22 protein-coding genes and 1 pseudogene are annotated in these 23,284 nt (G+C 65.7%); 10 read left to right on the top strand and 13 right to left on the bottom strand.

Annotation, left to right across the window (positions count from 1 at the left end; translation table 11 throughout):
• Positions 1–38: 38 nt before the first annotated feature.
• Positions 39–1,358: a histidinol dehydrogenase gene (gene hisD / locus FM105_RS10390; protein ID WP_087007933.1), complete on the bottom strand. Its 1,320-nt coding sequence runs from the start codon at positions 1,356–1,358 to the stop codon at positions 39–41.
• Positions 1,359–1,460: 102 nt separating this feature from the next.
• On the opposite strand from hisD, the gene FM105_RS10385 reads away from it, so the two are divergent.
• Positions 1,461–2,459, top strand: coding sequence for a LacI family DNA-binding transcriptional regulator (locus FM105_RS10385; RefSeq protein ID WP_087007931.1), 999 nt, complete (start codon positions 1,461–1,463; stop codon positions 2,457–2,459).
• Positions 2,460–2,561: 102 nt separating this feature from the next.
• On the opposite strand, the gene FM105_RS10380 is transcribed toward FM105_RS10385, so the two are convergent.
• From FM105_RS10380 to FM105_RS10355, 6 genes are all read right to left on the bottom strand, one after another.
• Positions 2,562–3,836, bottom strand: a complete 1,275-nt coding sequence (locus tag FM105_RS10380) for a TRAP transporter large permease (RefSeq protein WP_087007929.1) — start codon at positions 3,834–3,836, stop codon at positions 2,562–2,564.
• On the bottom strand, positions 3,833–4,453 hold the full coding sequence (locus tag FM105_RS10375; RefSeq protein ID WP_087007927.1) for a TRAP transporter small permease: 621 nt from the start codon (positions 4,451–4,453) through the stop codon (positions 3,833–3,835). The genes FM105_RS10380 and FM105_RS10375 overlap by 4 nt, the downstream gene beginning before the upstream one ends.
• Positions 4,450–5,484, bottom strand: coding sequence for a TRAP transporter substrate-binding protein DctP (gene dctP, locus FM105_RS10370; protein WP_087007926.1), 1,035 nt, complete (start codon positions 5,482–5,484; stop codon positions 4,450–4,452). Before dctP ends, FM105_RS10375 begins: the two co-directional genes overlap by 4 nt.
• Positions 5,485–5,541: 57 nt before the next feature.
• The gene (locus FM105_RS10365) at positions 5,542–6,474 is read right to left on the bottom strand and encodes a 3-keto-5-aminohexanoate cleavage protein (protein ID WP_087007924.1); all 933 of its coding nucleotides are present in this window, start codon (positions 6,472–6,474) and stop codon (positions 5,542–5,544) included.
• Positions 6,475–6,541: 67 nt separating this feature from the next.
• Positions 6,542–7,300: an SDR family oxidoreductase gene (locus FM105_RS10360; RefSeq protein WP_087007922.1), complete on the bottom strand. Its 759-nt coding sequence runs from the start codon at positions 7,298–7,300 to the stop codon at positions 6,542–6,544.
• 1 nt (position 7,301) lies between these two features.
• Complete coding sequence (locus tag FM105_RS10355) at positions 7,302–8,378, bottom strand: LacI family DNA-binding transcriptional regulator (RefSeq protein ID WP_143275869.1); 1,077 nt, start codon at positions 8,376–8,378, stop codon at positions 7,302–7,304.
• A 194-nt stretch (positions 8,379–8,572) separates the two neighbouring features.
• On the opposite strand from FM105_RS10355, the gene FM105_RS10350 reads away from it, so the two are divergent.
• The 4 genes and pseudogenes from FM105_RS10350 to FM105_RS10335 all read left to right on the top strand — a co-directional run bounded on the left by FM105_RS10350 (position 8,573) and on the right by FM105_RS10335 (position 12,177).
• Complete coding sequence (locus FM105_RS10350) at positions 8,573–9,586, top strand: 3-hydroxyacyl-CoA dehydrogenase family protein (protein ID WP_087007918.1); 1,014 nt, start codon at positions 8,573–8,575, stop codon at positions 9,584–9,586.
• Between the two features lie 67 nt (positions 9,587–9,653).
• Positions 9,654–10,439 (top strand): SDR family NAD(P)-dependent oxidoreductase, encoded by a 786-nt coding sequence (locus FM105_RS10345; protein WP_087007917.1) that lies wholly within the window; start codon positions 9,654–9,656, stop codon positions 10,437–10,439.
• A 94-nt stretch (positions 10,440–10,533) separates the two neighbouring features.
• Positions 10,534–10,872: pseudogene (locus tag FM105_RS10340) on the top strand (zinc-binding dehydrogenase); the annotation flags it as partial.
• A gap of 318 nt (positions 10,873–11,190) precedes the next feature.
• Positions 11,191–12,177, top strand: a complete 987-nt coding sequence (locus tag FM105_RS10335) for an NAD(P)H-dependent flavin oxidoreductase (RefSeq protein ID WP_373404776.1) — start codon at positions 11,191–11,193, stop codon at positions 12,175–12,177.
• Positions 12,178–12,319: 142 nt separating this feature from the next.
• Here FM105_RS10335 and FM105_RS10330 read toward each other — a convergent pair whose 3' ends face one another.
• Positions 12,320–13,177, bottom strand: coding sequence for an NYN domain-containing protein (locus FM105_RS10330; protein ID WP_087007911.1), 858 nt, complete (start codon positions 13,175–13,177; stop codon positions 12,320–12,322).
• A 176-nt stretch (positions 13,178–13,353) separates the two neighbouring features.
• On the opposite strand from FM105_RS10330, the gene FM105_RS10325 reads away from it, so the two are divergent.
• From FM105_RS10325 to FM105_RS10305, 5 genes are all read left to right on the top strand, one after another.
• Positions 13,354–14,094 carry a 3-hydroxyacyl-CoA dehydrogenase gene (locus FM105_RS10325; protein ID WP_087007909.1) on the top strand — a complete coding sequence of 247 codons (741 nt, stop codon included), beginning with the start codon at positions 13,354–13,356 and terminating at the stop codon, positions 14,092–14,094.
• A gap of 401 nt (positions 14,095–14,495) precedes the next feature.
• Positions 14,496–15,116, top strand: coding sequence for a TetR/AcrR family transcriptional regulator (locus FM105_RS14920; RefSeq protein ID WP_256970335.1), 621 nt, complete (start codon positions 14,496–14,498; stop codon positions 15,114–15,116).
• Positions 15,103–16,671, top strand: coding sequence for an AMP-binding protein (locus FM105_RS10315; protein ID WP_256970334.1), 1,569 nt, complete (start codon positions 15,103–15,105; stop codon positions 16,669–16,671). The genes FM105_RS14920 and FM105_RS10315 overlap by 14 nt, the downstream gene beginning before the upstream one ends.
• A 13-nt stretch (positions 16,672–16,684) precedes the next feature.
• Positions 16,685–17,965 (top strand): hypothetical protein, encoded by a 1,281-nt coding sequence (locus FM105_RS10310; protein WP_087007903.1) that lies wholly within the window; start codon positions 16,685–16,687, stop codon positions 17,963–17,965.
• Positions 17,966–18,061: 96 nt separating this feature from the next.
• Positions 18,062–18,775, top strand: coding sequence for a sulfite exporter TauE/SafE family protein (locus FM105_RS10305; protein WP_179207154.1), 714 nt, complete (start codon positions 18,062–18,064; stop codon positions 18,773–18,775).
• Positions 18,776–18,856: 81 nt separating this feature from the next.
• Here the strand turns inward: FM105_RS10305 and FM105_RS10300 are convergent, their stop codons facing one another.
• The 5 genes from FM105_RS10300 to FM105_RS10285 form a co-directional block, all read right to left on the bottom strand.
• Positions 18,857–19,465, bottom strand: a complete 609-nt coding sequence (locus FM105_RS10300; protein ID WP_087007899.1) for a TetR/AcrR family transcriptional regulator — start codon at positions 19,463–19,465, stop codon at positions 18,857–18,859.
• Between the two features lie 188 nt (positions 19,466–19,653).
• Positions 19,654–19,794, bottom strand: a complete 141-nt coding sequence (locus FM105_RS14705; RefSeq protein WP_179207153.1) for a hypothetical protein — start codon at positions 19,792–19,794, stop codon at positions 19,654–19,656.
• A 45-nt stretch (positions 19,795–19,839) separates the two neighbouring features.
• On the bottom strand, positions 19,840–20,544 hold the full coding sequence (locus FM105_RS10295) for a YczE/YyaS/YitT family protein (RefSeq protein WP_218777938.1): 705 nt from the start codon (positions 20,542–20,544) through the stop codon (positions 19,840–19,842).
• Positions 20,545–20,950: 406 nt separating this feature from the next.
• Complete coding sequence (locus FM105_RS10290; protein WP_087007898.1) at positions 20,951–22,363, bottom strand: MFS transporter; 1,413 nt, start codon at positions 22,361–22,363, stop codon at positions 20,951–20,953.
• A 149-nt stretch (positions 22,364–22,512) separates the two neighbouring features.
• Complete coding sequence (locus FM105_RS10285) at positions 22,513–23,259, bottom strand: SDR family NAD(P)-dependent oxidoreductase (protein WP_087007896.1); 747 nt, start codon at positions 23,257–23,259, stop codon at positions 22,513–22,515.
• Positions 23,260–23,284 lie beyond the last annotated feature (25 nt).

Raw genomic sequence — 23,284 nt, 5'->3', positions numbered from 1 at the left:
ATCCGCATCGATCATGGCCCCACACTTCCGTTCTGCTGTCAGAACGTGTGGTCGGTCCAGCTGAGTGCCTCCCCGCGGTATTTCGCGGCCCGCACATCGCCGGAGCGCGCATGACCCTCGAACCGCTCGACCCGCGCCGCACGCCCAGTCAGCTCACCGAAGAACGCGGACGACTCCGTGTCCGTGACCTCCTGATAGGTGACGGTGCGCAGGAACTTCCCCACCCACAGTCCGCCCGTGTAGCGCGCCGCACCCCGCGTGGGCAGCACGTGATTGGTGCCGATCGACTTGTCGCCGTAGGAGACGCAGGTCCCCTCCCCCAGGAATAGCGCACCGTAGTGCGTCATCTCATCGAGCGCCCGGCGCGGCTCTGCCGTGAGAATCTGCACGTGCTCGAACGCGTGCTCGTCAGCCAGGGCAAACGCATCCTCGGTCGTGCGGACGACGTGCACCTCGCCCCACTCCCGCCACGACTGCTCCGCGTAATCCCGCGTCGGCATCCCCGGCAGCAGCTCCTCGACGTGCTCCATCGCCTTCCGCGCCATCGCCTCATCTGTGGCGATGAGCACCGCCGGCGACTCCGGCCCGTGCTCCGCCTGCGACAGCAGGTCCACCGCGACGATGAACGGGTCCGCCGTCTCATCCGCGACGATGAGCACCTCCGTGGGACCCGCAACCAGGTCGATCCCGACCTCGCCGAACAGCTGCCGCTTCGCCTCCGCGACGAACGCGTTGCCGGGGCCCGCCAGCATCGAGACTGGCGCGATCGTCTCCGTGCCGACCGCCAGCGCGGCGATCGCCTGGATGCCGCCCAGCAGGTAGATCTCGTCTGCGCCGGCCAGATGCATCGCCACGATCGTCGCGTCCGGCATCTCCCCCTGGATCAGCGGGGTGCACGCGGCGACGCGACGCACGCCCGCGACCTTGGCCGTGAGGATCGTCATGTGCGCGCTGGCCAGCAGCGGGTACTTGCCGCCGGGCACATACGCGCCCACCGCGTCGATCGGCACGTTCTTCTGCCCCAGCTTCACGCCCGGCAGCGTCTCGATCTCGAACTCGCCCAGCGAGGCCAACTGTGCCTCTGCCATCCTGCGCACCTGGTCCTGCACGAAGCGGATGTCGTCGATCACCTGCTGGGGCACCCGCGCCATGACCTCCTCGATCTGCTCCGCGGTGAGCAGGAACGAGTCCGGCCCGTAGTCATCGAACTTCAGCGAGTACTCGCGCACCGCCTCGTCGCCGCGAGCGCGGACGTCCGCGATCACATCCGCGACCGCCTGTTGGACTGTGGGGTCCGCACTGCGCTGGACCTCCGTCTGGGTGCGCGCTTTCAGCACGGTCGACTGGACTGCGGTCATGGTGAGCTCCTTCTGCGGGCATTTCGGTGTACTGGGATACGCTGAATGTATACGTATACATTCGTGTCCGCAACGGCCGCGCAGAGGTGACAGGATGATGTGATGGTCACGAGCAGAGACGTCGCCCAGCACGCCGGGGTGTCCCAAGCGACGGTATCCCGCGTCCTCAACGGCTCGCCCCGCGTCTCCGCCGCCACCGTCGCCCGGGTCCAGGACGCGATCGCCGCGCTGGACTACCACCCGAACGCGGCCGCGGCCTCGATGAAGACCCGTCGCACGGGCACGATCGGCATCATCATCGACCAGTTGAGCAACCCGTTCTTCGTCGAGGTCCTCGAGTCTCTGGCGCAGGTCTTCGCGGATGCCGGGCAGCGCGTCCTGGTCTGGGACCCCTCCCATCACGAGGACGCGGCGATCCACGCCCTGCGCGATCGGACGGTGGACGGAGTCGTCATCGCCGCCTGGCAGGACGACTCCCCCGCCATGCAGGCAGCGCTGGCCTCCGGCCGCCCCGTGGTCATGCTCAACCGCCGCCCCTCTGGCACCGGCTTCGACTCCGTCACCAGTGAGAACCGCGCCGGCGGCCGCCTGGTCGCCCACTACCTTGCCGCGCACCGGCCCGGGCCCGCGCTCTTCGTCGCGGGGCGTCCGGGGACCAGCACCGCCCAGGACCGGGCGGAGGGGTTCCTCGCGGGCCTCTCCGAAGCGGGAGCCCCGCCCCCGGCCATCGTCGACGGGGACTACAGAGCAGAGACCGCCCAGCAAGCGGTCCGCGCGCACATCGCCGACCACGGCGTGCCGCGCTCCGTGTTCTGCGCGAACGACCTCATGGCGTTCGGCGCACTCAACGCTCTGGCCGTCGACGGCGTCCGCGTCCCCGACGACACCTGGGTCGTGGGCTTCGACGATGTCGCGATGGCCGGCTGGCCGGTCATCGGGCTCACCACCGTGAGCCAGCACAGCCGTGACATGGCGCGCGCCGGCGCGGACATGCTGCTGCGGCGCATCACTGAAGGCGGCTCCGACTGCGAGCACCGCACGTTCCCGGCACAGCTCGTCGTCCGCACCAGCACTGCTGGCGTCCCCGCCCAGGGTTCCTGAACCCGGCCGCACGCGGAAGGCGCCGCTGCCAGTCCATGGCAGCGGCGCCTCGGTGGCGGTGTGCCCGTGCAGTCCCACCCACGGGACAGCACGGGCACTTGCTCAGCCTCCGGAGATCAGGTTCGGCAGCCACAGCGACAGCTGCGGGACACCGGACACGATCGCGATGCTGATGAGCAGCACCAGGATGAACGGGATGACGGCCTTCGACAGCGCCGAGAGCGACATCTTCGCCAGGTCCGAAGCCACGAACAGGTTGAGGCCCACCGGAGGCGTCACCAGCCCCACGGACAGGTTCACGACCATGATCATGCCGAAGTGGACCGGATCGATGCCCAGCCCCACTGCCATGGGCAGCAGGATCGGGACGAAGATGAGGATCGCGGCGGCCGCCTCGATGAACATACCGGCGATCAGCAGCAGCAGATTGGCCAGGATGAGGAAGCCGACGACACCCAGGTTGATCGACTCCATGAAGGCGAGGATCTGGTCTGGGAAACCCAGCACATTGATGTAGAAGGCGAACAGACCCGCCGCCGCGATGACGATCATGACGATCGCGGACGTGACGGACGAGTCCGCAAAGGCATCCGCCAGCTTCTTCAGGGTGAACCGCTTGTAGACGAATCCGACGATCAGCGCATACAACACCGCGACGACCGCGGCCTCCGTGGGCGTGAAGATGCCGCCGTAGATTCCGCCCAAGACGATCACGGGCATGAGCAGTGCCAGGATCGACCGCCGGAACGCGATCAGCAGCTCCTTGCCCGTCGCTTTCTGCACTCCCTTGTATCCGCGCTTGCGCGAGTAGAAATACGCCATGAGCAGCAGCGACATCGTCACGATGATGCCCGGCAGAATGCCGGCGAGGAACATGTCACCGGCGGACTCATTAGCCGCGACGGCGAAGAGGATGAGCGGGATGCTGGGCGGAATGATGACACCCAGGGCACCGGAGACCGCCTGGTTCGCAGCGGTGAAGCCTCGCCCATAGCCGTGCGCCAGCATGGCTGGGATGAGGATCGATCCGATCGCCGCCACCGTCGCCGCACCGGATCCGGAGATCGCGGCGAAGAACATCGACGTGAGAACCGCCGCCATGGCGAGACCACCGGTCAGGTGACCGATGAGCGCACTGCCGAAGTCGATGAGGCGCTCGGAGATCCCGCCCACCTGCATGAGATGGCCCGCAAGGATGAAGAACGGGATCGCCATGAGGGGGAACGAGTTGAGCGCGATGAACATCTGCTGGGGAACGACTTCCAGCCCGAAGATGCCCGACGTGCCGATGGCCACCGTCGTCGAACCTGCGATCGCGACAGCGATCGGCGCACCGACGAACAGCAGGACGACAGCACAGATGATGAGGATCATCATGAGCGATCACCGCCCTTCTGCGAACCGTTCGAATCGGTCGCATCCGCGTCATCGGCGTCGCTCAGTCGTGTCGCATCGATCTCTGCTTCTGCCTCCGTCTCGGCCACGAGCTCCTCGACCTCTGATTCCTCTTCAACACCCAGCGCCACACCGAACATCTGGTGGATCGTGTTGATGATGAGGAGGAGTCCACCCACCGGCAGGGCCGCCATCGGGATGCTCATGCTCACCTCGGTCGCCGGTGTCATCTGGTACGAAACCGCGCTGACGATGAAGAACCCGAACACGACGAGAACCAGGTAGAACACGATCGACAGCACACCGGCGACCATGATGACGGTGGACTTCGCCTTACCACTCAGCATGTGCTCCACGATGTCGACCTTCATGAGACGGCCGTTCTTCGCCGCATACGCAGCACCCAGAAGCACCAGCCACACCATGACGAAGCGCGACACCTCCTCGGAGAAGGTGAGGGACTCCCCCACGATGAAGCGGGCGATGACCTGCCACCCGATCAACACCGTCATGACGAGCATGAGTGCCGCGAGAATCCAGCGGACGGCGAGATTCAGTCCGTCCACCACTCGCCTGTACTGCTCCATGAACGCGGTCATTCGTCAGCCTCCTCGGAACGAGCGCTGGGGGCTTCCTCCAAGACCCGACCGATGAGATCGCGAGGGATCTCGTCCTGCCAGGCCTCCAGAACAGGTCGGGTCGCGTCCACGAACGCATCGCGGTCGATCTCCGTCTTCTCCATACCCTCGTCGAGCATGAGCTGAAGAGCCTCGTCCTCCTGAATGGCACTGGCCTCTCGCTGGATATCGGTCGCATACTCACCGGCCTCGAGGATGGCCTGCTGGTCAGCCTCGGAGAACGACTGGAAGTACTTCTCGGAGATCATCATCGGAGCGGGCGAGTACACGTGCTGCGTCATCGCGATGTAGTCCTGCACTTCGAAGAAGCGCACGTCCGCGATCGTCGCGATGGGATTCTCCTGGCTGTCGATGACTCCCTGCTGCAGGGCCGTGTACACCTCCGGCCACGCCATGGGGATCGCGTCGGTACCCAGCGCAGACCATGTCTGAATCTGCGCGGTGCTCTCCTGCGTCCGGTGCTTGATGCCCTGCAGATCCTCCGGAGTCTCGACCGGCTGCTTCGAGTTCGTCTCGTACCGGAAGCCGTTCTCCGTCCACGACAGGATGCGGACATTCGTCGTGTCCAGGAACTCGTCCGCGAGCTCCTGGCCGATCTCTCCATCGAGCACGCCGTAGACGTGATCCAGATCCTCGAAGAGGTACGGCATGTCGAAGAGCATGAACGAGCGGACGAAACCGCCCATAGGGCCGGTCGACGCCATGCCCATCTGGATGGAGTTGATCGACATGCCCTCGACGACCTCGCGCTCACCGCCCAGCGCGTTGTTGTAGTAGAACTTCACTCCGATGCGGCCGGCCGTGAGCTCCGAGAGCTTCTCCGCGAACGCCTTCCCACCTTCGTGGTGGTGGGAATCCGGGCCCAGCGCCAGGCTGAAGTTGATGGTGCCCTCGTAGTCGTCATCCTTGCTGACGATCGCACCGCACGATGACAGCAGCAGACTCGCCGCCGCAGCCATCGCGATGACTCTCAGCTTCTTCCATCCCCGCATTGCGGCCCCTCCTTTCTGAATCGGTAGTCCGTCGCCACGCCCTCGTGGCGAGGAATCTCAGATCGAGATGTTCTCCTTGCCCTTGAGGCCCAGGATCTCCCGCGCCTCATCCGGCGTCGCGACCTCCATGCCCAGCGCTTCCACGAGCTGGACGGCGCGCTCCACCTGCTGCGCGTTCGACTGCGCGAGCTCGCCGCGACCGATCCACAGCGAGTCCTCGAGACCCACACGGATGTGGCCGCCGGATGCGAGGGCGACCGCGCCCAGCGGCATCTGGTGGCGGCCCGCCCCCAGCACCGACCACTCGTAATCCGAGCCCAGCAGCTCATTCGCGATGCGGCGCATGTGCATGAGGTTCTCCGTCGATGCGCCGGTTCCGCCCAGCAGCCCCAGCACCGTCTGGACGAACGGACGATCCGGCGCCAGACCCTCATCGACGAAGTGCTTGAGGTTGTAGAGGTGCGAGGTGTCGTAGCACTCGAACTCGAACTTCGTGCCGTTCGCAGTGCCGCGCGTCAGGATCGTCTCGATGTCCGAGTACGTGTTCTTGAAGATCAGGTCGCGGCTGTTCTCCAAGTGGTCGCGCTCCCACTGGTGCTCGAACTCCGTGAAGCGCTTGAGCATGGGGAACAGGCCGAAGTTCATCGACCCCATGTTGAGGGACGCGAGTTCCGGCTCGAACGTCATCGCCGGCTGCATGCGCTCCTCGACGCTCATGTGCGGCGATCCGCCGCTAGTGAGGTTGATGACTGCATCGGTCGACGCGTTGATCTTCTCGATCATGGGCGCGAAGTCCTCGGGATCCTGCGAGGGACGACCGTCCTCCGGCTTGCGCGCATGCAGGTGGACGATCGATGCGCCAGCCTGCGCCGCCTGGATCGACGCGTCTGAGATCTCATCCGAGGTCGCCGGCAGGTGCGGGGACATGCTGGGGGTGTGTATCGATCCGGTGACAGCACAGGTGATGATGATCTTGCGCTTGGGCGCCATGGTGGGTTCCTTTCGAAGAGCGGTGTGGGTCAGAAGGGAGTTCGGAGCCGGAGTCCGCGGGTTCCGTTCAGTAGAGCTTCTGGGTGAAGCCGTCGACGGAGAGCATCTGGCCGTTGATCTGGCGAGCGTCGGGGCCCACCAGGAAGCTGACCATCCCCGCGACGGATGCGGGATCGATGAACTCGCCGAGCGCGCTCTGGTTGCGGTAGTCGGCGGCGACCTCCTCCACCGAAGAGCCCAGGACTGCGGCCTTCGCCTCGATGACGCCCTCGATCCGGGGGCCGCCCACCGCGCCGGGGCAGATCGCGTTCGTCGTGATGCCCTCCGGCCCCAGTTCGATCGCCAGGGACTTCGTGAACCCGAAGACGGCGGACTTCGAGGCGGAGTACACGGACCGGCCGAACATACCCAGCACACCAGCGGCGGACGACATGTTGAGGATGCGACCCGCCTCGGATTCCCGCAGCAGCGGCAGCAGCGCCTTGACGTGGAGGAACTGGGCGGTGAGGTTGATGGACACGGTCCGCTCCCAGTCCGTCAGCTCGATGTCCTCGACACGGGCGGTGGGGCCGGCGACGCCCGCGTTGTTCACCAGCACATCGAGCCAGCCGAACGTCTCCCGCACCAGATCTGCCAGGGCGGCCGCGTCCTCGGGCTTGGAAGCATCGGCGACCACAGCGTGCAGTCCGGCGCGCTGGGCGTCGTCGACAGCCTCGGCGGACACGTCCGTCACCAGAACGGTGAAGCCGTCTGCGACCAGCCGGTCCGCGATGGCGCGGCCGATCCCTGCGGCTCCGGCGGTGACGACTGCGATGCGCTGACCCATGTCAGGTGTCCTTTCGAGTGAAATGCGTGGTGGTGCGGGGGCAGCCGCAGGTGCGGCCGATGTGCAGCGTGTGCGGAAAGATCACCGTGCGGTGCTCGTCGTACGTGCCGGAACGGAGACGGTGGAGGAGCTGGTGGGCAGCGGCGCTGCCCATCTCCTTGAGCGGCTGGATGACGGTCGTCAGTCCGATGAGGGGTGACGTTGTGTGCCGGAGCCCGTCGAACCCGGTGACGATCATGTCGCGGCCTGCTTCGATCCCGTCCTCGGCGAGCGCTTCCATGACGCCCAGACTGATCTCGTCACTCCCGCACAAGATCGCGTCCGGACGCTCTGGAAGTTCCATGAGGTGCCTTGCGGCGCGGTGACCGCCGGCCCGCGAGAGGTCAGTGGCGATCCTCCTCTCGGTCGGGACGTGCAGACGCGCATTCGACAGTGCGTCGTTCATGCCCTTCTCCCGTTGAGCGGACGCAGTGCTGAATCGCGGGCCGACGACCGTTGCGGGGCGCTGCGGCTGATGACTCACGACGTGCTGCGCCAGTTGTCGCGACGCCGTGTAGTCGTCGATCCCCACGAAGTCGGCGGACACGTACTCGGAACGCCGCGACAGGAACGTGAAGGGGATCCGCTCCTCTCGCAGCGTCAGGAGCGCCGTCGCGTCCTCGCGATGGGACGCAAGGACGATCGCCCCATCGATGTTCCGATTCACCAGGGTCCGTGCCGCAGCTTCCAGACGCGCAGGGTCGTCGTCCGTCGCGACGACGAGGACTTCGAACCCTTCTGCCGCCGCGACCTCGAGGATCTCGTGCGACCAGTACGGAAACATGGGGTTGGTGAGATTCGGGACGATCAGCGCGATCACTCGCGTCAACGCGGAGGCTGCGGACCCGGTCGCGCTGGGGCGCAGCCCCCGAGCATTGGCGAGCTTAAGGATCCGCCGCCGCATCTGGTCGGAAACCCCGGACTTCCCGTTGAGCGCGTACGAGACAGTGGCGGCGGACACACCCAGCTCGCGCGCGATGCTCGCTGCCGAAACCTCCGTCGGATCTGAAGGATCAGCGTCATCCAGGCGCTGTTGCACCACTGGGCCACCTCCTCGTGCTCCCGAAACTCGTGAATGCTGATAAATCTAGACCCCGAGTCTCGCGTTAAGTGATGTTAAGTCCAATGGCTACTGTTACTTAACACGGCCGCCGTGAAGCGGCACAGATGTTGACCACCGGCGATCATTCGAAGCGCAGACCGCCGATGTTGCGACACCCGAAGGAGTCGAGGATGACTGGATCGATCACACGCGCCGCCGTCGTGGGCGGGGGATACATGGGCGGCGGGATCGCCGCGACGATCGCCGGGGCCGGCGTGCCCTGCGTGCTCATCGACATCGATGCGGCGACCAGCCAGCGCCGTGTGGGCGAGCTCCTCGCAGAGTCCCGCGACTGGGTGGACAAGGGCCTCCTCGACGCGGCGGAGGCGGAGGTCGTCGCCGAGAACCTGATCGCGGGCGTCAGCATCGACGAGTCGCTGGCCGGAGTGGGCTTCATCATCGAGGCAGTGCCGGAGGTGCTGGAGCTCAAGCACTCGACGCTGGCCCGCGTCTCCGCCGCCGCGCACCCGCAGGCGATCATCGCCTCGAACACGTCCACCCTGCCCATCGGCACGCTCGCGGAGTCCGTCACCGGGCCGGAGCGCTTCCTGGGCTGCCACTGGATGAACCCGTCCCGGCTGATCCCGGGCGTGGAGATCATCCCCAGCGACCGCACCGTGGAGTCCGCAACGGCCACGGCCACCGACTTCCACCGCCAGGTGGGCAAGCGGCCCACCACGATCAGCGATGTCCCCGCCTTCATCGCGAACCGCCTGCAGCACGCCCTGTTCGCGGAGGCGCTCAAGCTGGTCGACGAGGGCGTCGCCACCCCCGAGGTCGTCGACGAGGTCTCCCGCAACTCCTTCGGCTACCGCCTGGCCGCGTTCGGCCCGTTCGAGGTCGCGGACATGGCAGGACTGGACGTCTACCAGGCGTGCCTGCAGACGGAGTCCGGCGCTTACGGCGACCGCTTCGCCTCCACCCCACTGCTGGAGGAACGGGTCGACGCGGGCGACCTGGGACTGAAAAGTGGCAACGGTATCACCCCGCTGGCCTCCCACGACCCGCAGCGGGTCAGCGCGATCCGCAACCAGTACTTCCGCGGTCTCACCGCACTGCTCGACTCGATCGAGGGACTCGAGGACCTCCGCAGCACACCAGCGGACTCCGTGCCGACTACGGCCAAGGACGACACCAGCGCCTGAGCCAGTACGCGCCCGCTCCTCTCCGACCTCCACCGTCGACCCTGACCCTCCGACTCGAAGGATCCCCATGAACCCCTCCCCCGGCCACGCATCACCGCAGTCGTTCGACCTGACCGGTCGCCATGTGCTGGTCACCGGTGCCGGCCGCGGGCTGGGCCAGTCCATGGCCCTCACCGCCGCCGCCTTCGGCGCGACGGTCACCGCCGTGTCCCGGTCCGCTGACCAGCTGGCCACCACCGCCAAGGCCGCAGCCGGCCTGCCCGGTGAGGTCCGGATCGCGCCCGCAGACGTCGCGGACCTCGACGGCTTGGACTCCCTGGCCTCGGATGCGCACGCGCACGCTCCCCTCTATGGGGTCATCCATGCAGCGGGCGTGCAACGCCGCCTCGACGCGGAGGACGTGACGCCGCAGATCTGGCGGGAGGTCATGACACTCAACTTGGACGCCCCGTTCTTCCTCAGCCAGGCGATCACGAAGCGGCAGATCAACGACGGCCTTGCCGGGTCCCACGTGTTCATCGGCTCGCTCAACAGCAGCATCGGACTGCCACGAAACGTCCCGTATGCGACATCGAAGACGGGGCTGCTGGGCATGACACGTGCACTGTCGAGTGAATGGTCGGGTCGCGGGATTCGAGCGAACGCGATCGGCCCGGGTTACTACCGGACCGCCCTGACGGAGGACCTGCTGAGCTCGCAGGCGGACCACGATCGCATCATGGCTCGCATCCCCATGAAGCGCCTCGGCCTCCCGGAGGAGCTGGGCGGCGCAATCGCCTTCCTCCTGTCGGATGCGTCGTCCTACGTGTCGGGGCAGATCCTCAACGTGGACGGCGGCTGGCTGGGTTCGTGAACCACTTCGAAGACCTCCCTCACATGCTCCGGTAAACATGTGACGCCGGCCACGCCCCGTACCACGCGATCAAACTCGCCCCCAGCTGCCAGGCGGCGGCCAGGGCGTCGACGCGGCGTTCGACTTCGTCGGCGTGAAGAGCACTGTGGATGCGGCGATGAAGTCGATGGCAGTCCAGGGCCGCTGCACCATCGTCGGCATCGCAGGTGGCACCTATGAGTGGTCGTTCTTCACGAACCCCTACGAAGCGACACTCACGAACACCTACTGGGGCACCATCGAAGAGCTCCACGAGGTCGTCGACCTCTACCGCGTAGGCCAGATCGAGCCCGAGGTCGAACGCTTCAGCCTGGAGAACGGTCTGGATGCATACCGCAAGATGGAAGCCGGAGAGCTGTCCGGCCGCGCAGTCGTCGTTCCGCACGGCGAGTAACACCCGCATAGCAGTGCCTCGGTGGAGGCGCCGTCACTCAACGGGTCACAGCGCCTCCGTGGTTGGACGAAGTCTTGTCTGACCAGATCCATCTCCACATCGCACTGGGCGTGCACTTCTCCGCCTTGCTGCCCATCGGCTGCATGGCATACCGCACGCTGACAGTGCATGTGCGGAGACGCAGCCGCTTCAAACTTATTGAACGTTCGTATTGTGGCCTTCGCCTGATTGATCTACCGTGAAAAGTGACCCTCGGCCCTTCCTACGATGCTGCAGGATCCGGGGCGCCACCGTTCGCATACATCACAGGAGATCTCCATGCTCAGAACCCGATTCACCGAACTGCTCGGTATCGACCACCCCGTCGTCCAGGGCGGCATGCAGTGGGTGGGCCGCGCTCCGCTCGCCGCAGCCGTCTCGAACGCCGGCGGTCTGGGCATCCTCACGGCACTCACCCAGCCCACGCCTGAAGACCTCCGCACGGAGATCCGCAAGACGCGGGAACTGACAAGCAAGCCGATCGGTGTGAACCTCACGATCCTCCCGACGATCAGCCCGGTCCCCTATGACGAGTACGTCAAGGTCGCTGTGGAAGAGGGGATCACCGTCATCGAGACCGCCGGCGCCAACCCGGAACCGTACATGCCCCTGTTCAAGGAGCACGGCGTCAAGGTGGTCCACAAGTGCACGGCCGTGCGTCACGCGCTGAAGGCCGAAAAGGTCGGGGTCGATGCTGTGAGCATCGACGGCTTCGAATGCGCCGGCCACCCCGGTGAGGACGACATTCCCGGACTGGTGCTGATCCCGGCAGCGGCGGACAAGCTGTCGATCCCCTTCATCGCATCCGGCGGGTTCGGCGACGGCCGCGGACTGGCCGCGGCACTGGCACTGGGCGCGGACGGCATCAACATGGGATCACGCTTCATGGCGACACAGGAAGCACCCATCCACGACAAGGTGAAGCAGGCGATCGTCGACGGCACCGAACTCGACACGATCCTGAACTTCCGCCCGCTGCGCAACACCGTGCGCGTACGCAAGAACGGCGTCTCCAGCGAAGCGGTCGACATCCTGGACAAGGGCGGGAAGTTCGAAGACGTCCAGCACCTGGTCGCAGGGGCACGTGGCCGCACAGTCTTCGAAGACGGCGACATCGAAGCGGGCCAGTGGACCGTCGGCATGGTGCAGGGCATCATCAACGACGTCCCGTCCGCAGCCGACCTCGTCAACCGCATCGTCGCAGATGCGGAGGAGATCATCACCGGACGGCTGGCGGGGCTGGTGCAGCAGTCAGTCAACGCGTGACACCCCGGAGTTCGTCGGCATCCTGAGCCGCGCTGCGCCGCACGCCGCTGGATCGCCGAAGGAGAAACGACAGGTGGGGCCCGGACATCGTCCGGGCCCCACCTGTCGTCGGTTCAGCCGCCCGGTGCCGCAGTGGCCGGTCTCAACCCCTGCGTCCGGAGCGCTTCTTCAGCCGCGCCTCCATCTGCCGACCGTCCGTGCGGTGGTCCAGGTACGGCTGCTCGGCAACGAGATCGCTGAGCTTGCTGTGACCGAAGTCCCGCGGATCGAAGTCCGCATGCGTCCGGCTCAAGTGCTGGCCCAGCAGGCTGAGATTGGCCCACCCGTCGTCCCCACTGGTGGCGTTGATCGCCTTGGTAAGAGCGCTCTGCAGGTTGATGCGGGAGGCAGGCTCGTTCGCGACGGCATCGGAGAACGTCACAGCAGTCTGGACCGTTGCGGCAGGGGCCGGCTCCGACGGGGGCTTGGTCGCCTCCGGAGCGGGGGCCGCGCTTTCAGCGGGAGCATCGCCTTCCTTGGACGGCGTGCCTTCGCTGTGGTCGTCGCCGCCGAGCAGTTCGAGGTAGATGAACTGGTCTACGGCGTTGCGCAGTGAGATGGGCGTCTTGCGCCTGCCCAGACCGATGACCTTCTTCCCCGACTCGCGCAGGCGCGTGGCCAGGCGGGTGAAGTCGGAGTCCGAGGACACGATCGCGAAGGACTCCACGTTGCCCATCCACATCAGGTCCATCGCGTCGATGATGAGTGCGGAATCCGTGGAGTTCTTGCCCACGGTGTAGGCGAACTGCTGCACCGGCTGGATCGCCCACCGGTTCAGCTCCTTCTTCCATCCGTTGAGCTGTGACGTCGTCCAGTCGCCGTAGGCGCGCTTGATGGTGGGGGTGCCGTAGGAGGCGAGCTCCTCGAGCACTGCTCCAGCGTGGGTGGGTGAGACGTTGTCGCAGTCGATGAGGACAGCGATCCGCGTGTCGTCCTGAGATGAAGTGCTGTGAGGGGCCATGTGCTCAGCGTACTGTCGATCGGTCTACGGAGGGCTCAGCCTGGCGTGGTGCGCGCCTCTGCCACCGGCGTGCACACGCATCCTGCCGACCACGGTGTTGAACGATCGTTCAAACTGCGCTAGAACTGTGTGCGGAACCACAGACGACGGCATGAGCCGGAGAAGAGGACATACGCATGCAGTTCCAGGACAAGACCTTCATCGTCACGGGTGGGGCCTCCGGGCTGGGCGCCGCCACCACCGCAGCGCTCATCGAGCGCGGCGCCACGGTGGTCGTCGCCGACGTCAAGGGCGAGGCGCCCGCTGGCGCGACCTTCATGCAGACTGACGTCACCGACGAGGCCAGCGTCTCCGCGATGGTCGAGCAGGCGAACGCGGACGGCACTCTGGCGGGCGTCGTCAACTGCGCCGGGATCGGCGTCGCGCAGAAGACGGCGGGCAAGCAGGGCCCGCACGACCTCGGCGACTTCACGAAGGTCGTCGGCGTCAACCTCATCGGCTCGTTCAACGTCATCCGCCTGGCAGCTGCCGCGATGCAGAAGAACGAGCCGGGCGAGGACGGCGAGCGCGGCGTCATCATCAACACCGCCTCCGTCGCTGCATACGACGGCCAGATCGGCCAGGCCGCGTATTCCGCCTCCAAGGGCGGCATCGTCGGCATGACTCTGCCGATCGCGCGCGACCTGGCAAGCTCCGGCATCCGCGTCATGACCATCGCACCCGGCCTGTTCCTCACCCCTATGATGTCCGGACTGCCGGAGAAGGCACAGGAGTCGCTGGGCCAGCAGGTCCCGTTCCCGTCGCGCCTGGGCCAGCCGTCGGAGTACGCAGAGCTCGTCACCTCCATCGTGTCGAACCGCATGCTCAACGGCGAGGTCATCCGCCTGGATGGAGCGATCCGCATGGCGCCGCGCTGATCGCGGAGCCCTTACTCGCAGCGCACTGAACTCGCGTGAGCGCGAAGCCGCCCCGGTGGGTCCAGCATTCGCTGGATTCACCGGGGCGGTTCTGTGTCCGAGGGTCAGCTGCCGCGGTCGTGGGCGCGCGTCAGCTCGGGCGGCCCCAGAGCCCTCACCTCTCCTGGGGAGGAAACAGCTGTTGACAGCAAGGCTCGGTCGGGGCATGCTCGATGACAGAATCTGACATTGACGTCAAATTCAGTCAGGTGTGGGCTGACCCACTGCTCGTGACCTGACCTCGCATCTAGAACAGAGGCGGCTCTTCCGTGACCAGTGCAACCTCTCGACTCGAGAACTCCGCACAGCTTTCCACCCGTCCTGAGCTTTCATCGAAGGGGCAGCGGACACGCTCCCAGCTGGTGACCGCCGCACGCGAGGTATTCGCTGAACACGGCTACTTCAACAGCCGACTCACCGACATCACAGACCGGGTCGGCTGTTCGAGCGGCACCCTGTACACGTATTTCCGCAATCGCGAAGACATTCTCGCCGCCGTCATCGAACACGCCCAGCAGACCGTCCTCCGCACCTCACATTCGAGCGATACGGGCATCGATCCCGTCGAACGGATCCTCCACGCCAACAAGGAGTACATCGACTCCTACTGCGAGAACGCGGACCTCATGGCGGTCATGGAGCAAGTGGCCCACGTGGACCCGAGCATCAAGAAGGTCCGAAGGGAACGGTCCAACGCCTTCATCGCACGCAACACGCGGTCGATCGCCAAGCTCCAGGCCCGAGGGTTCGTCAACTCCACCCTGGACCCCCAGCTGGTGTCGAAGGCGCTGTCGTCGATGGTGAGCCGACTCTGCTTCAACATCTATGTCGACGAGAAGGACCCCACGTACGCGACCGAGGAAGGACGAGCGGAGCTCATCCGCACCGTCTCCGTCCTCTGGACCGAGGCACTGGGCCTCTCCGCACAGCACGACGCACAAGCATCTGTCTCCGACGACGAGGACATCCGTGAACAGCACTGACAGCCCCGACCTCAACGTCATCGACCCACTCCTCACACTCGCCGCAGAGGACCCTGACGCACCCGCTCTCCGCGGCCCCCGCAACGAGGAGCGGATCGAGCTCTCACGCAGAGACCTCATCGCCGGTGCGACAGCGGCCACCGCACGGTTCTCGGAGGCAGGACTGGTCCACGGCGACCGAATCGTGCTCGTCAGCCCCACATGCCCCGAGTTCCTCCTCGAGTTCTTCGGTGCACAGGCACACGGACTCACCGTGGTCGCGGCCAATCCTCTGTCGACCGCTCGTGAACTCGAGTACTTCATCAACGATTCCGGCGCCCGCCTCATCCTCAGCCACCCCGGCTGTGCAGACGCATCGGAGGCGGCAGCCGCCAGCACCGGCATCACATCCCGCACCATCGAGACGCTCACCCCCGGATCCGCAGCGGCTCTGCCGGACGGCGAACTGTCCCCCGTGCGACGGGCCGGTGACGAGACAGCGGCACTGCTGTACACCTCGGGCACCACCGGCACGCCCAAGGGAGCGATGCTCACCGTCGACAACCTGCTCACAGTCGGCCGGGTAGGCGGCCAGATCTCCGGCGCCACCAGCAGCGACCGCTTCGGCACTGCCCTGCCACTCTTCCACGTCTTCGGGTTGGCGTCCGTGTCGATCCTGGCGCTGTCCGCCGGCGCCAGCATCACGCTGCTCCCCCGCTTCCACGCGGAGACACTGTTCGACACCCTCATCGAGGACGAACTCACGGTTGTCGCCGGCGTCCCGACGATGTGGAACGCGCTGCTCCAGGTGGAATCCGACCGGAAGCCCACCTCCCTGCGCCTGGCGCTGTCCGGCGGGGCATCGATCGCGGTGCCGATCATGCGGAAGTTCAAGGAGCGCTTCGACGCCACCATCGCGGAAGGGTACGGGCTCACGGAAACCACCGCGTTCGGCACGTTCAACCCGTGGAACGGTCGGATCGTCCCCGGGTCCGTGGGGCTCGAAGTCCCGTCCCTGGACGTTCGGGTCAAATCGCTGGAAGGCGAGCCCGTCCCCGACAACGAGGTCGGCGAGATCTGCATCCGCGGGGATCTGGTGATGAAGGGGTACTGGAACAACACCTCGGCGACGGAGGCCGCATTCGATGCCGAAGGGTTCTTCCGCACCGGCGACCTCGGGTACCGCGACGACGACGGCTACGTGTACATCGTCGACCGGATGAAGGAGATGATCATCCACGGCGGCTACAACGTCTATCCCCGCGAGGTCGAAGAGGTCCTCTACGAGCACCCCGACGTCCTCGAAGCTGCCGTCATCGGCGCCCCCGACGATTACTACGGCCAGAACGTCACTGCCATCATCACGCCCATGCCGGGCACCACCCCCACCGCCGAGGCCGTCGAGGCCTTCTGCCGAGAATCCCTGGCCGCTTACAAGATCCCCCGCATCATCCGCTTCGTCGACGCCCTGCCCAAGGGACCGACCGGGAAGATCCGGAAGCTGGACATCGAGGTCCCAGCTGCTTCCGGGTCGTCGGACGGGTCGCCGACGAAGCGGACGCGAACTCATCCATGAAGAGGAGAGCAGAATGACAACGCCCCGCCGCAGGATCCCGATCGCGTTCACTGCAATCGGCGTCCTCGCCCTCACTGCTGGCTGCGCTGGAAGCATCGGTGCTTCCGCATCCGGCCCCGCGGGAGAAGGCTTCGCTTACGGTGCAGACCAGGACGAGGTCAACGAGGCCATCGCAGAGCTCGAGCCAGTGAAGCTCACGTACCAGCCTGCGTCGAGTTCACCGGATGACACTGGTGCGCCTTCTGCGCTCGCATATAAGGAAGCAATCGAAGAGCGTTCCAACGGTCAGATCGAGATCGAGATCGTTTACGGCCAGGCCATCGCGTCATATACCGAAGTTGTCGATGCGTTGGCGGACGGGCGGGTCGACATCGCCCACACCGTGCCGGCTTACCTCCCGTCGGAGTTCCCGGCCTACAACGACCTCATGAGCTTTTCGCAGCTGGCCCCTACGTCACCGCTCGTCGGAGAGATGGCCACGAATGCCATGCTCAACCAGCTGGCGTGGGAGAACGAAGCCGTGCTCCAGGAGTTCGAGGACAAGGGCCTTGTGCCCCTCACTCCGCAGGTGAACAGCGGTGAGTTCTTCTTCGTCTGCAACTCGCAGAACGCGGAGAACTCCACGGCGAGCGCCTGGGAAAGCCGGCAGATCCGGATCGGCACACAGGACAGCGAAGGTGCGGTGCGCGACATCGGTGCCAACCCGGTCTCGCTCGAATATGCCGAAGCCTTCGAAGCGTTGCAGCGGAACACAATCGATTGCACCATGACGCAGCTTGGCTCCGCCGCAATCTTCGGTGTCACCGCGGTGGCGCCAAACATCAGCTACCTCACGGAGGGATCGTTCGCGGGTCGCGGTGCCGCCTCCCACCTGGGAGGAACCGGGTTCTCCAACCTTCCGTTGGCCTACCAGCAGATCGTCTTCGACGCGCAGCCCGACTACTTCGCGCTGTGGAACCAGCACCTGGCGGATTCCAATGTAGACGCTGTGCAGCAGGCGACGGAGAACGGCGGGACCATCTCCGCGTTGCCGGACGAGGTGCAGGAAACGATCCGCGACTCACAGGCGGCAGCAATCGTTGACGACGGAGAGTCAGAGGCCACATCCCAGGCGATCGCGAGCGACCCTGCTGCGATCGGGGAATCGTGGGTGTCGGTCGCCGAGGAGCTGGGCTACTCCGACGGCGGGAACCTGCAGGAGATCGGCGACTGGTACTCGGCCGACGACTACGACTTCCTTCCGTACGCGACCCAGCTGTACGAAGACGTCTTCCTGCCGCACCGCCCTGAGTGAGCAGTCTCCCGGTGTGAGCAGTCACCCGTCTGACGCGTATCGTGTGGTCATCCACCCGGTGCGCGTCAGTCGTGTGCCATGCAAGGAGCACACCCCGTGATCGAGTTCTTCGTCATCGGATTCGTGGTGCTCTGCGCTTCCTGTCTGCAGGGGTCGATCGGGTTCGGCCTGGGAATGATCGCCGCTCCCCTGCTGGTCATACTGAAGCCAGACCTCATCCCGTCGACGATCATCCTGCTGGCGATCAACATCTCCATCTTCGCGTTCCTCAGGGAGCGCCGCAATGTCGACTGGTCAATCGTGCTCTGGGGATCGATCGGGCGGATCCCCGGGATCGTCGCGGGCACCTTCGCGGTCGCCACGTTCTCCCGCACAGGGCTGTCGCTGACACTGGCCGCCATCGTCCTCATCGGTGTGGCGTTCAGCCTCATCGGATGGAAGCCTGCGCCGCATCGCAGGAACGTGCTGGTAGCGGGCGGGCTCTCCGGCATGTTCGGTACCTCGACGGGGATCGGCGGCCCACCGATCGCGCTCATCATGCGATCAGTCGACACCTCCACGGCACGTGCCACGATCAGCGCCTACTTCGTCATCGGCAGCCTCATGTCGCTGACCGGCCTGGCGATCGGCCGCCAGCTGACCCTCACCCACCTCGCGTATGCCGCGGCATGGGCGCCGTTCATGATCGTAGGATTCGCGCTGTCGTCCGTCGTCATCAAGAAGGCGAACACCCGTATCCTGCACGCGATCGCCGCCGGGGTGGCAGTCCTGGGGTCCCTATTCGTCGTCGGTCAGGCGCTCTTGAGCTGAAGAGCCGGCGACAGGCCAGGCTGAGTGTCGATCAGGACGGTTGCGCTTCGGTCAGGCCAGATCGCTACGTCAGGCGGTGCCTCAATCGTTTCTACGCATCTCCACGACGAGCTCAGGAGTAGAAAAAGGCTTCTGACTGGGTGGCAGGACGTCGATGACCTGATCAACCATCGGCTGCAGGAAAAGCGTGCCCAGCTGCCGCACCATCGCGGCCACCACCTGATCGGTGCGGTCACGGCTCGACGATGCGAAGCCACGGGCCCGCATGTCATCCACACTGTCGGCGATGAGTTCGGTCAGCTGCTTCAGCAGGGTTCCGCCCGGATGGGGGTGGAGGAACTCCCTGCGCATGTAGTCCTTGATGAAAGGGTTCTGCTCCAGCATGGCGTTCACGTGTGCCTGACGCTCCTGCGCGTTCGCGCCCTGCTCCCCCGCTGCCGCATTGGCTTGCGCCAGCGCATCGGCGAACTGTGCGACGATCCAGCGCTCCAAGCCGTCTCGCAACCCGTTCTTGGACCCGAAGTGGTGAGGGATGAGGCCGACGGTGACTCGGGCCTCGGCGGCGATGGCCCGCAGGGGCGTCGACGAGACGCCCTGAGTCGCGAACAGGCGAAGTGCGGCCTGGCGGATCCTGGCCACGCTGGCCAGATCACCCTCGTGCGGCGCGTCCTCGTGCGAGTTCTCGACCACTGTGCGTCCCTTCGTCTGTCGCCCAATGCTCCGAGCGATTCTGCCACGAGCACCGGGGCTGACCGTCGAGTATTGCACGCGCGTTCAGTGATTGTGGTGAAGAACGCGGAATCGGGTAACGCACGACGTCGTGCTGAGGCGCCTCCCGCCGTATGCCTGAGGTACACGGCGGAAGGAGCCTCTGCGCATCACGTCAGCATGACGATGATCGCGACGATGATGATCAGTCCGACGATGCCGCCGGGGATCCAGATCTTCATATCGACCTCCTTCAGAAGTCCTGCGCGTCCACGAGAGTGGCCGCCTGCGGCCACGTTACCGAAAATCAAGCCGACTTGCGCAAACTCGCCGACGGCGGGCGCTCGGGGAGCAGCTCAGCGGTCGGAGGGCGATTCGTCGGTGGCGACCAGTTCTATGTTCGCCTTCTCGACAGTGCTGACCGGTTCGAGCAGGCGGATGACGAGGTGCACGACGAAGCCCACGCAGAGAGCCGCTGCGACGGTGCCCTCACGCACTCCTGCGAGGCCGCCGGTGAAGATCAGTGCGATGACGACGGACAGCAGGACGAGGGAGGTGTCGAACTGGATCTTCACCGAGCTGAAGAGGAACGGCCGCTTCACTCCGAACTTTCGGATCAGCTCGTTGCTGAGCGCGAGGATGAGCCCCTCGCCGGCAAGCGGGGTCGTCTGCGCCTTCACCTGGAACGCGACGCCGATCCCCACGAGCACGATGCCGATAGCGACGAGGATCCACTGCTGCCAGTAGGCGGAGTGGGAGACATCGCGCACCAGCCACAGCGCCACATCGTTGAGGAGACCGAACACCACGACGACGGGGATCTGCAGCAGCTGCACCGGCTTGAAGCGCTTGCGCAGGATGAGCGCCTGGAGCGCGACGAACACCAGGTTCATGAGGATCATGAGCGCGCCGAGCGTCAGTGGCATGAGTTCGCTGAGAACGTAGGGCAGGCTCGAGATCGGCGTCGTGCCCAGATCGCTGCGGATCGAGAAGGCGATGCCCAGTGACATGAGGCTGAGGCCGAACACCAGCATCACGTAGCGCAGAGCGATGTCGACCACTCGATTCCTGCAGAACAATGAACCCCCGAAGATCTTCAGACGTGCCAGCATGCAGCGGCAAAGAAAAATCGCCGACCGGAGTCGGCGAACACAAGAGTGAGGTTCAAACCTCAACTACGTCAGAATATCAGGAGGCTCCACGCGCGTATCGAGCGGGGCCCTTCGTACTCAGCCCCCTTCCGCCGCATGCCTGAGGCACGCGGCGGAAGGAGCCCGTGACTCACACCAGGATGGCGATGAGCGCCACGATGATGATCAGACCGACGACCCCGCCGGGAATCCAGAGCTTCATAGCTGTCTCCTTCGAAGGTCTTGCGCGCCCACGGGAGTGGCCGCCTCCGAACACTCTACGGAACATCAGGGCGGCTTGCTTGAAATCGGCGACGGTGGAATGTTGCGGATACCATCACACCACTTTCGAGCGGCCCTTCGACAGCCACACCAGCACCATGCACGCCAGTGCCGCGATAGCACCGAACGCGAAGGTGGTGAGGAAGCCTGCGAGGACCGGGACCTCGGCGCCGTCGACCGTGACGACCTGGGAGGCGAGCACCATCCCGGTGACCGTCGCACCGGAACTGGTGCCGACACTGCGCATGAGCGCGTTCACCCCCACGGCGGAACCGGTCGCGGTCCGTGGGACCTCCGCCATGATGAGCGTGGGGATCGCCGCGTACGCGATGGCCACACCGATGCTGGAGATCGTGCTGGCGAGGATGAAGTGCCAGACCTCGTCGTACCAGAGGAGGGTCACTCCGTAGCCCGCCGCGCCGATTAACGCGCCCAGGCAGGCGGAGATGCGCGCTCCGTACCGGTTGGTGATGCGTGCGCCCACGGGCGCGGCGGCCATCATCGCGAGCGACGCCGGCACCAGCGCCATGCTCGCATCGATCATGGAGAGCCCAAGACCCGCCTCCGTGTGCGCGGGCAGCTCGAGGATCTGGAGGTAGGCGACCTCCATGACGAAGAAGGAGAAGCCCAGTGCTGTGGCGCCCAGGTTCGTCAGCAGCACGGGACGCAGGGTGAACTGCCGCAGATCGACGATTGGCTCATCGACGCGCAGCTCGAAGAGTACCCACACCCCGAGGACGAGGACTCCTCCCAGCACCACGAGGAGTGTGGTCGGGGAGACCCACCCCCAGACGGGGCCCTGGGAGATCGCGATGAGGATGCCGGACAGACCGACGCCGAGGCCCAGGGCGCCGATGACGTCGACGTGCCTGCCTGTGCCCGGGGAGTGCGGGACGGTCACCCACACGACGACAAGGTTCACCACGCCGAGTGCCATAGTCGACCAGAACAGCGTCTTCCAGTCCCCCACCTGGACGATCCACGCCGCCAGCGGCAGCCCCAGCGCGCCGCCGAATCCCAGGCTGGCGCTGACGAACGCGATGCCGGTGACGCTGAGCTTCCGATCCGGCAGATCGCCGAGGATCGAGATCCCCACCGCGATCACACCCATGCTCACGCCCTGGAGTGCACGTCCGAGGAGCAGCCACCAGAGCCCTTGGGAGAGCGCGGCGATGAGCGAACCGAGGATGAGGAGGGTGACGAGAACGAGGAGGACTCGGCGCTTGCCCCAGAGGTCGGCGAGCCGGCCGGAGATCGGCGTGGTGACGGCGGCGGCGACGAGGGAGACGGTGAGCACCCAGGCGGTGGCGCTGCGGGTGGAGTCCAGCAGCTCCGGCAGGTGGTTCTGGATGGGGACGACCAGGGTCTGCATGAACGAGACACTGGTCGCGGCGACGCTGAGCGCGACGACGATGGCCCAGGGGCTGGGTGACCTGGGAGCGTCGGGGGCGGTTCGGGGTTCACGCACGAGGCATCGTCACCTGCACGTATATGACTCCCATACGAGGAGCCTATCGGGATTGCTCGCGGCTCCCGGACACAGGAGACCCTCCGCGCCGGTATGACACGGAGGGTTGGAGCTCTCGCGACCCATCGCGAGCGAGCAGCTGTCTCTTCTCAGCCCATGTACTTGCTGAGGTCGGGGTAGCCGGTGATCTCCCAGCCGCCGTCGACCACCAGCGAGGTGCCAGTGATGTACGAGGCGTCGTCGCTGGCCAGGAACAGCATCGGCTTGGCGATCTCCTCAGGAGCTGCCGGACGCGACAGGACGATCGACTCCTCGAACTCCTTCGACAGTGCCTCGTTCTCGCTGAAGGCACTGGTCAACGGGGTCGAGACGAGTCCCGGGAGGATCGCGTTGACGCGGATTCCCTTGCCGCCCAGCTCGAGGGCCGCATTCTTGGTGAAGCCCTCGGCGCCCGCCTTGCCGGCCACATAGGCCGCACCGAACCACATAGGCACGTGCGCGTTCAGGCTCGCGACGTTCACGATGGCACCGCCGCCGGTCATAGCACGCGCCTCGTGCTTGACGGACAGGAAGATCCCCTTGAGCACGAGGTCGACGGTGAAGTCCCAGTCTCCCTCGGACATCTCCTCGATGGGGGCTGACTTGGACGCGCCAGCGACATTGAAAGCCAGATCCAGTGATCCGAACCGGTCGACGGCAGTCTGCACCGCAGCCTGGACCTGATCTTCCTGGGTGACGTCTGTGATGACGGGGACGTAGTTCTCGGTGGCGTCGCCGGGGTTGAGGTCGGCGCCGATGACCTTCGCGCCCTCGGCGATGAGCTGGTCGACAGTCGCCTTGCCGATCCCGGATCCCGAACCGGTGACCAGGGCGATCTTGTCCGTAAAGCGTGGCATGTGAGCATCTCCGTTCTGTGGTGGA

This window comes from Brevibacterium yomogidense, from assembly GCF_900163715.1.
Classification (GTDB): Bacteria; Actinomycetota; Actinomycetes; order Actinomycetales; family Brevibacteriaceae; genus Brevibacterium; species Brevibacterium yomogidense_A.
The sequence above is the reverse complement of the archived record's forward strand: the minus strand, read 5'-3'. Positions and strand labels throughout refer to the sequence as shown.